The following is an 8,466-nucleotide window of genomic DNA, read 5'->3' as shown; positions in this document are numbered from 1 at the left end:
GCCCGTTAGCGCCGATGGTACTGCAGAGATGTGGGAGAGTAGGTCGACGCCAACCTTTAAAGAGTCTTATTCCAACTGGAGTGAGACTCTTTTTTATATACTTTGATTTTTATAAATCAATATCTAAATAACATTATTTGAAGCTTTAACAAGCTTCCGCTTACCTTGAATTTAGATTCATTGACTCACGCTTAAGGTTTTTTAACCTATATTTTCAAACAATCTGTTTAAGTTCGTCTCAGTTTGTATATCTTTGTACGCTATGAAACAATATTTCATAATATTAGCTCTTGTATTTGGACTTAGCACAATTTCCTTTGCACAAAGAAAATTAACTGGTGCTAGCATTGGCCCTGATGGAAAATCAATGTCTAAACAATCAAAGAAGGATGATTCTAAGATGTTAGATAGTTTAGGTTACAATGTTGAGTCTGTAATTAAAACATGGAAACTTATAGATATGAATTCTTCAGTTGAAGAATTCAAATTGGATACAATATTAGGAGAAATTCAAAACTATAATCCGATCTATCAAAAGAGTATTTCTAATTCATATTTGGGAAATTTAGGAGCGGCTTATCAAAGTAATATTTACATTGATAGAGAAAAGGACGGATTTTTATTTTTCGATGCGTATAGAGCTTATATGGCCAAACCAGAGGATATCATTTATTTTAATACAACGACTCCATATACCAGATTATTTTATGAAACCGGTGGACCAAAAGGACAGTCTGAAAATTTATTAAAGGTTTTACAGACACAAAATATTTCACCTAACTGGAATTTTGGTGTAAAATATGATTTAATTTCAAGTGATGGTCAGTATCAGAATCAGAAGACTAAATTGTATGATCTAACTGTTTTCTCGAGTTATAAGAAGAGAAATTATGGAATGAACCTGGTTCTAAATATGAATCGCATTAGTGCAAATGAAAATGGTGGAGTTGTTAATGACGATTTAGTTACCGATGGTGAGGAAGAACCGGAAAATATCCAGGTAAATTTATCCGAAGGGAAATCAAAATTGACAAATTTTAATTTGTTTATGAATCATTCCTATGGTATTGGTAAGGAAAGAGAAATAGTAATGGAAGAAGATACAACTTATTCGTATGCTATTGATTTATTATATACATTAAATTACGAGAAAAATAGCTGGCAGTTTAAGGATGAAAATTTAAATAAAAATTTTTATCCTACTGAATTTTTATTGGATCAGAATTCAACCTTCGATAAGGTTGAACAATCATCGGTTAAGAATACTTTTCAGATTGTTTTTAATGAAAATGAAAACAAATGGATTCGCTTAGGAGCAAGGTTTGGTATCGAAAGTGAGTTTATGAAGTATAATCTTAGAAGAAAAGTGACTCAATATGCTTGGCAACAAAAGGATGAAAATATCCACAATAATCAACTTGTTGCTAGTTTATTTAGTTTATCTGGAAAATCTGTAAACTGGAAAGCAGTTGGTAAATATGTGTTCGAAGGATATCGCCAAAATGATTTTGATTTGGATTATCAATTAACAAAATGGTTTGGTGAAAAGAATTCTGGGCATGGTTTTAAGCTTTCTGGAAGATTGGAATCGACTACTCCAAATTACGTTATGGAGAAGTACTACGGAAATCATCAGCAATGGGATTTAAATCTTGACAAACAAACTGAATTACGTGCTGGTGTAGAATATTTTAATAAGAAATATAGATTAAAAATTGGTGCAAGTTTCAGTCAGATAGATAATTACACTTATTTTGGATTGCAGGCAACACCTGAACAAGCCAGTAGTGGAATTTCTGTTTTAACAGGATATTTGCAGAAAAATTTCAAGTTAGGGAACTTTTATCTAAACCAAAGCTTGGTTGGTCAAAATTGTTCAAATGAGAAGGTTTTACCTCTTCCAACTTTATCAATCTATAGTAATAACTATTATAAAAATGAATTCTTTAATGGTGCATTAGGCATACAAACTGGTGTATCGATACATTATAATACAAGTTTTTACGCTCCAAATTATATGCCTGCTACTGGACAGTTCTTTTTGCAGGATCAAAAGGAACTGGGGGATTATCCTAAGGTAAATGTGTACTTTAATTTTAGAATAAAAAGAACACGTTTATTTGTCATGTATGAGCATGCAAACGCTTCTATTGGAAGTAAAAACTATTTTTCAGCACTTCATTATCCAATCAATCCGTCTATGCTGAAATACGGATTAATTTGGACTTTTTACAATTAAGAATTCTTAAAAGGAGCCAAGAATATAAATCAAATAATTCTTGGTTTAAGACCTGTTTATTTCTAATTTAATATTAGGAAGGGAGAATTTTATGTCGCAATTTAAATACATAAAGCTACTTATGCCTTTGATTTTCATGGTGTTTTTGCAAACTTGTAACCAACAACGAAAGCTTGTGAAGTTACAAATGCAAGAGAAACCCATTGTAGAATTGAAGCATGTAAAGCTGCGTGGAAAACTAAGAGTGATTACCGATTATAATTCTACTAACTATTTTATTTACAAAGGTAGAACTATGGGATTTCAGTATGAAATGCTGAAAGCATTAGCTAAACATTTAAATGTTAAGCTTGATTTGACGGTAAGTAACGATTTGGTTTCTTCTTTTGAAGCCTTGGAACGCGGTGATGTTGATTTACTAGGAATGAATTTGACAGTGACTGGAGATAGGGTAGAGAGGTTTAACTTTACTGTACCTCATAGTCAATCACGTCAAGTATTAATACAGATTAATGATTCTATTCGTCCTGTTGGATATGTGAGTGAAAAATCGCAATTATTTGGGAAGCAAATTCACGTCCCGAAGGGATCTTCGTTTGAGGAAAGGCTGAATAGAATATCGAATACTGGAAATAATGATATCGAGATTGTTCCTGTCGATCAAATGGAGGTGGAGGAATTAATTTCTAAAGTAGCAAACAGAGAGATTTCCTATACGATTGCCGATGAGAATGTTGCAATGGTGAATCAAACTTATTATCCAAATATTGATATTCGAACACATTTGAGTGAGCCGCAAAATTTAGCATGGGCTTTACGAAAAGGAACCGATGAGCTTACGAAAGATATTAATATGTGGTTGATTGATTTCCAGAAAACAAGGGAATACAGAATCATCTACAGGAAATATTTTAAAAGTAGCAGAATTGAAGAGATGCTTCAAAGTGAATACTTTACTTTAAAGAGTGGTAAGATATCTGAATATGACGATTTGCTAAAGAAAAAGGCAAAACTTATTGATTGGGATTGGAGATTGTTATCGGCATTGGTTTATCAAGAATCGAACTTTAATCCCAAGGCACGTTCGTGGGTTGGAGCTTTTGGTTTGATGCAATTAATGCCTGAAACGGCATATCGATACGATGTTGATTCCTTGTCAACTGCTCAGGAAAATGTGGAAGCTGGTGTGAAGCACTTAAAATATTTAGAAGCTAAGCTCGATAAAACATTGGGTGATAAAACTGATAAATTAGAATTCTTATTGGCTTCTTATAATGTTGGTTTGGGACATATTCTTGATGCTCGAAGGTTAGCGCAAAAGAATGGTAAGAACCCTGATCAATGGAAAGGTAGTGTTGATTATTATTTATTGAATAAATCGAAGCCTGAATTCTTTAATGATCCGGTTGTAAAGTATGGATACTGTCGTGGACAAGAACCTTATTGGTATGTAATTAAGATCCTAGATCGATACAAGCACTACAAAAATATGGCTTTAACGGATCAAACCAGCTCTTAAGAATATCTCACGTAATTCAGATAAAATCATTGCAGTAGCTCCCCATACTTTGTGTCCCTTGGCATTGAAATATGGGGCGTTTATTGTGAGATCATTTTTGGTAAAACTAAATTTCAAAATATTTTCTTTAGAAAGAAGTTGCTGTACAGGCATTTCGATGACTTCTTCCACTTCAAAAGGGTTCATTTGAAATTCGGGTCTTTGTTTACAATATCCTAAAACAGGAAGTACCATAAAATTGCTTACCGGAATATACAATTCGGTTAGGAATCCCAATATTTTAATTTTTTTACAATCGACACCAAGTTCTTCGTTGGTTTCACGAATTGCAGTAACTGTTCTGTTGGAATCGGTTTCTTCATACTTTCCGCCAGGTAAACTAATTTGTCCACTGTGACTGGTATTTCCTGAAGTTCTTTTGATAAATGGAAGGTACAATTGACCATCTTTAGGATAGAAGAGTAATAGAACACTACTGTCTCTTGCAATCGAAGGATCACTTGTTTTTAGAGCATGTTCACGAATTGAAGGCGACATTATTTTTTGAGCATCAAAGCCTGGAAGACCATTATTTAGCTCATTATTTAATTGTTGTGTGAATTGTTCTAAATCAAATGTAGTATCTAATAAACTCATATAATCCTTTTTCAAATCTTACTTAAAGATAGAAATAATGTTTCCCCAAGCTGTCAAAAAAAGATTAAACTTTATGGAAATTCATTAAAAAACCCGGCTAAACACCGGGTTCAAATTACTTTCTAAAATTCTTAACAAATTGTTCTACCTCAGGTACACCTCCCTGGTAAAGCAAATATCCATTGTAAGGTTCTCGTTTTGTGGTTTCATCATTAATTGGTGTTTCCATGATATCAATAACCTCTTGTCGATCGTTAGTTTGACCCAGAGCCCAACCTAATTTAATGTATGCAGCCTCTGGTAACATATTATCCAATGGTACTACACCCATTGCCATTAAATCTCTACCCGTATCGTAAACAAACATATGAGTATAACCCCAAAGCGTTTGAACTGTCATGAAGATATGAACACCTTTTTCAACAGCTCTTTTTAAAGCTGGATATACTGGTTTATTGACGTGCCCAAGTCCGGTTCCTGCTATAATAATTCCTTTGTATCCGCAATTAACCAATGCATCAATTATATCCGGTTGCATGTTGGGATAATAGTAAAGAATGGTTACTTTTTCTTCAAAATAGGGAAGAATCTTAACGTTCTTATCCTTTCGGCGATGATTGTATTTTTTCTTAATTGCATTTACACCTTTTCGTGTAACCGTTGCTAATGGAGTATCTCCTAATGTCCTAAAAGTAGAACGATAACTCGAATGCATTTTACGAACTCTAGTCCCACGGTGAAGGAATCCATATTCATCAGAAGTTGGACCGAACATACAAACCATTACTTCGGCTATGTCTCCATGACCTGCCGCAATGGCAGAATGCATTAGGTTCAAAGCAGCATCAGAAGAAGGTCTATCTGACGATCGTTGAGAGCCAACTAAAACCACGGGAACAGGTAAATCTTGAACCATATAGGTAAGTGCAGCTGCAGTATGATGCAGAGTATCTGTTCCATGAGCAATGATAATTCCATCAACTCCATTTTCTATTTCCTTGCCAATGGCAATGGCTAAAGAAATGTATTGCTGTGGTCCCATGTTCTCACTAAATACGGCAAAAACTTTCTCGGTAGTTAAGTTACAGATGTCTGCCAATTCGGGAACAGACCCATACAGTTCTCCTGGAGAAAAAGCTGGAATAACAGCTCCGGTTCGGTAGTCAAGGCGAGAAGCAATGGTTCCACCAGTACCAAATAATTTCACCTTTGGCTGTCCTTCGGTGTAAGGAAATTCTTTTTCAGGAACTTTGTAATTGGCTTTTTTGTAGCCTGTTTCCTTCATTTCCTTAATGGTAGTAATATTGATCCCAATGTTATAGCCAGTATCAATTTTTAGAACGATATGTTGATCGTCATCATTCTCGGCACGTGGTAAAATTGTGCCATCAAACTCACCTCTGGTTGTTACAATATGAGTTTTTCCCCATACTCTTACATTATATTTTTTGAGGGTTTCCAGAGCATCACCCTTATATCCTTGAAAAAGATCTTCCATTATTGTAATCGTTTATCGATGATTTCTCTTAAATCTCTTAACTCTATATTGCCAATAGCTTGCTTGTGAAGTTGACCCATAATCCAGTTTGCAGCTTCTTCTTTATCATCTGTTTTTCTGATATCACGGTATTTCTCGGTTAAGAAATCTATTGGAGCAGCCAATTCATCCAAGCTTCGTTTTTTAAATTTTAAAGCTGTGAGCATAGAGTTAAATTCCATGCTTGGATGTTGGAACAATATTGGAAGTAGGTATTTTGCAATATTAATGTGCAGACCTTTTTCATGTATGAACTTAAATAGTCCTATCAATTTTCGATAGTTGAAATCGGTATGTGCTTTTTGTTTACCAGCAATATTCTTGTAGGTATGACCAAAGAATATTGCAACACGTTTAGGATCGAACTTAAAGCGTTCGCAAATTTCTTCTATTACAGGGAAAATATTCTTACTAAGAATGAAATGATAAGCATCCTCAGGTACCCCCCATTTGCTTAATAATTCTATTCTTTCAGAAATATCTTGAGGCAAATCTTTCCCCAATTTTTCAATGTATTCATTAGATAAAGGAATTGGACAAGAATCAGTATCAGGATACATTCTATCGGCGCCAGGAAGTACTCTTTCGAATATGGTTGTTCCGTTTGGAAGTGATTTTCTGGTTTCGTTAGGAACTCCATCAAAAATCATTTCACAACGTTCAACTACTGTTTCTATAGCAGTTTCCATATCCTCTTCCGGCCCCCAAATAATGATTTGTGCATCATTATTTTTTGCATTAAGGTATGTGCGAATAGTAGCAAAATCATGATCAGAAATGCTTAGATCTTCTTGTTCTGAATGAATCATATTTGGCTTTTCGATACATGCAATCACTTTTAATCTTTGAGAGATTTCGTCAGCAAAAACCTGATCTGGCTGAGTAAAATGGGAAAGGAATCCTTTAAATTCAGGGATATTGATGGCAATGATTTTATGCTTTTTCTCTTTGCACTCAACCAAAGGCAGATAGGTAAATTTAAATTCATGTGGGTCCAATTCCATATGATTCACTTGCCATTTTTCTTTCTTGATTCTCTCTAATAATAGTTTTCGGATATGTAACAAAGCCCATTGACGGAATGCTTCGTTGTGAGAAAGTTCAGGAATCCATTTGTTGTGTGCAACTCCCTTTATTTCTACTCTTGAGCCGCCTCGGCAACTTACATTAACATCTTCGCGTCCGGCACCCATTCCAGTTCTAACCAAACCTGTGCTTCTGTTTAAGAAACGAATGTATTCAGCTGCTTCTCTTAATTCATCTGGGGTTACGAGTTCAGGTGCAGTAACGGTTTCGATTAAGGGCATTCCCAAACGATCGGTTTTGTACCATCTTTCATGACCAACATCTGCGATTTCTCGACAAGAATCCTCTTCTATACTCAGTTGTATCAGGTTTACCTTTTTATTTCGAAGTTGAATATGGCCATTTACGCCAAGAATTGCTGTACGTTGGAATCCTGTAGGAATACTTCCATCCAAATATTGCTTTCGGGTGATGTGAACTTCACCAACTACGTTGAGTTTGCTAAGCAAAGATATTTTTAGTGCAATTTCTAAAGCTTCCGGGTTAATTTTAAACGGAGGAGTATCATCTACTTCGTAGGTACATGCGGTTTCGTTGTTGATTCGATAAATGATGTTCTTTCGGGTTTTAAATTCCATAAGAGCTGTTCCATCGTATCCACCTAATTCGCTCATAGCAGGTCGCATGTGGCGAATTACTTCGGCATCGTAATCTCCGTTTTTTTGAAACACGCCACAAGGGCAATGGCAAAACAACTTCTCTTTTGTGGCAAGTTGTTGATGAACTTCTAAACCCGACTTAAATCCGATTCTACGATAGTCTTCAGGCGTGGCGAGCCTTCTGTCTATATAGCCAATTTGTTGTCGGGTGAGTTCATAGTTTTGTTTGGGTGTAATTTTAGTACTCATTTCGGGTTAAATTGGTAACCCCAAAATGTACATATTATTCATTGGATAAGAAATGATAAATGACAGGTTTACAATCTAAAAGTCAAATAAATTATGGTGTGAATGGTAATCTTATTTTAAATCCCTTGCTTTGGATGTCTTCATGAATTTTTCTGCCGACTTCTTGCCCCCAAATCATACCGGCTTGCATACTTTCCGCTGTAATAGCAGGAGTTTTTTGAGCAATTCTTCTACCAGCATCCGATTCAAAAAAAGCAATCATTGCTTTTACATCTTCATGTGATAGATTTTTTCGGTAAATGGGAACAATCATATCATATAAATCATCAAAAGAAGTTTTTAAAAATTCAGCTTCTGTTTTTTCCCAATAACTTGCCGGAACATTGGATTCTTGCGATTTAAAATGTTCAATCATGGTTTTGATTGACTGCTTGAAGCTATTGGCAGATCCATTTACCTGAAAAAGATGTTTTACATCTTTCGCATATTCATCGTCATTTACACCTTGATTGGCAAAACAAGTACTCGCTGTAAAAAGCAGTATCAATAAAAATACTTTGGTCCCTATTATTTTCATTGTATTGTATTTTGGTTTAGTTGA

The 8,466-nt window shown here is 34.9% G+C and carries 6 protein-coding genes; 2 read left to right on the top strand and 4 right to left on the bottom strand.

The features are described from left to right. Window positions 1-262 precede the first annotated feature (262 nt). Together M0051_RS11485 and M0051_RS11480 are read left to right on the top strand one after the other, a co-directional pair. Window positions 263-2,239, top strand: a complete 1,977-nt coding sequence (locus M0051_RS11485; RefSeq protein WP_306741675.1) for a putative porin — start codon at window positions 263-265, stop codon at window positions 2,237-2,239. 121 nt (window positions 2,240-2,360) lie between these two features. Next, on the top strand, window positions 2,361-3,758 hold the full coding sequence (locus M0051_RS11480) for a transglycosylase SLT domain-containing protein (RefSeq protein ID WP_306741674.1): 1,398 nt from the start codon (window positions 2,361-2,363) through the stop codon (window positions 3,756-3,758). Here M0051_RS11480 and M0051_RS11475 read toward each other — a convergent pair. The 4 genes from M0051_RS11475 to M0051_RS11460 form a co-directional block, all read right to left on the bottom strand. Next, the gene (locus tag M0051_RS11475) at window positions 3,735-4,394 is read right to left on the bottom strand and encodes a CoA pyrophosphatase (protein WP_306741673.1); all 660 of its coding nucleotides are present in this window, start codon (window positions 4,392-4,394) and stop codon (window positions 3,735-3,737) included. The two genes, M0051_RS11480 and M0051_RS11475, sit on opposite strands and share 24 nt — an antisense overlap. A gap of 115 nt (window positions 4,395-4,509) precedes the next feature. Next, window positions 4,510-5,892, bottom strand: a complete 1,383-nt coding sequence (gatD, locus tag M0051_RS11470) for a Glu-tRNA(Gln) amidotransferase subunit GatD (protein WP_306741672.1) — start codon at window positions 5,890-5,892, stop codon at window positions 4,510-4,512. Beyond that, window positions 5,892-7,865, bottom strand: a complete 1,974-nt coding sequence (gene gatE, locus M0051_RS11465) for a Glu-tRNA(Gln) amidotransferase subunit GatE (RefSeq protein WP_306741671.1) — start codon at window positions 7,863-7,865, stop codon at window positions 5,892-5,894. Before gatE ends, gatD begins: the two co-directional genes overlap by 1 nt. 91 nt (window positions 7,866-7,956) lie before the next feature. Continuing rightward, window positions 7,957-8,442, bottom strand: a complete 486-nt coding sequence (locus M0051_RS11460) for a DUF2059 domain-containing protein (RefSeq protein ID WP_306741670.1) — start codon at window positions 8,440-8,442, stop codon at window positions 7,957-7,959. Between the last annotated feature and the right edge of the window lie 24 nt (window positions 8,443-8,466).

It is taken from the genome of Marinifilum sp. D714 (assembly GCF_030851345.1).
GTDB lineage: Bacteria > Bacteroidota > Bacteroidia > Bacteroidales > Marinifilaceae > Marinifilum.
This window is presented reverse-complemented; position numbering and strand designations above follow the sequence as displayed.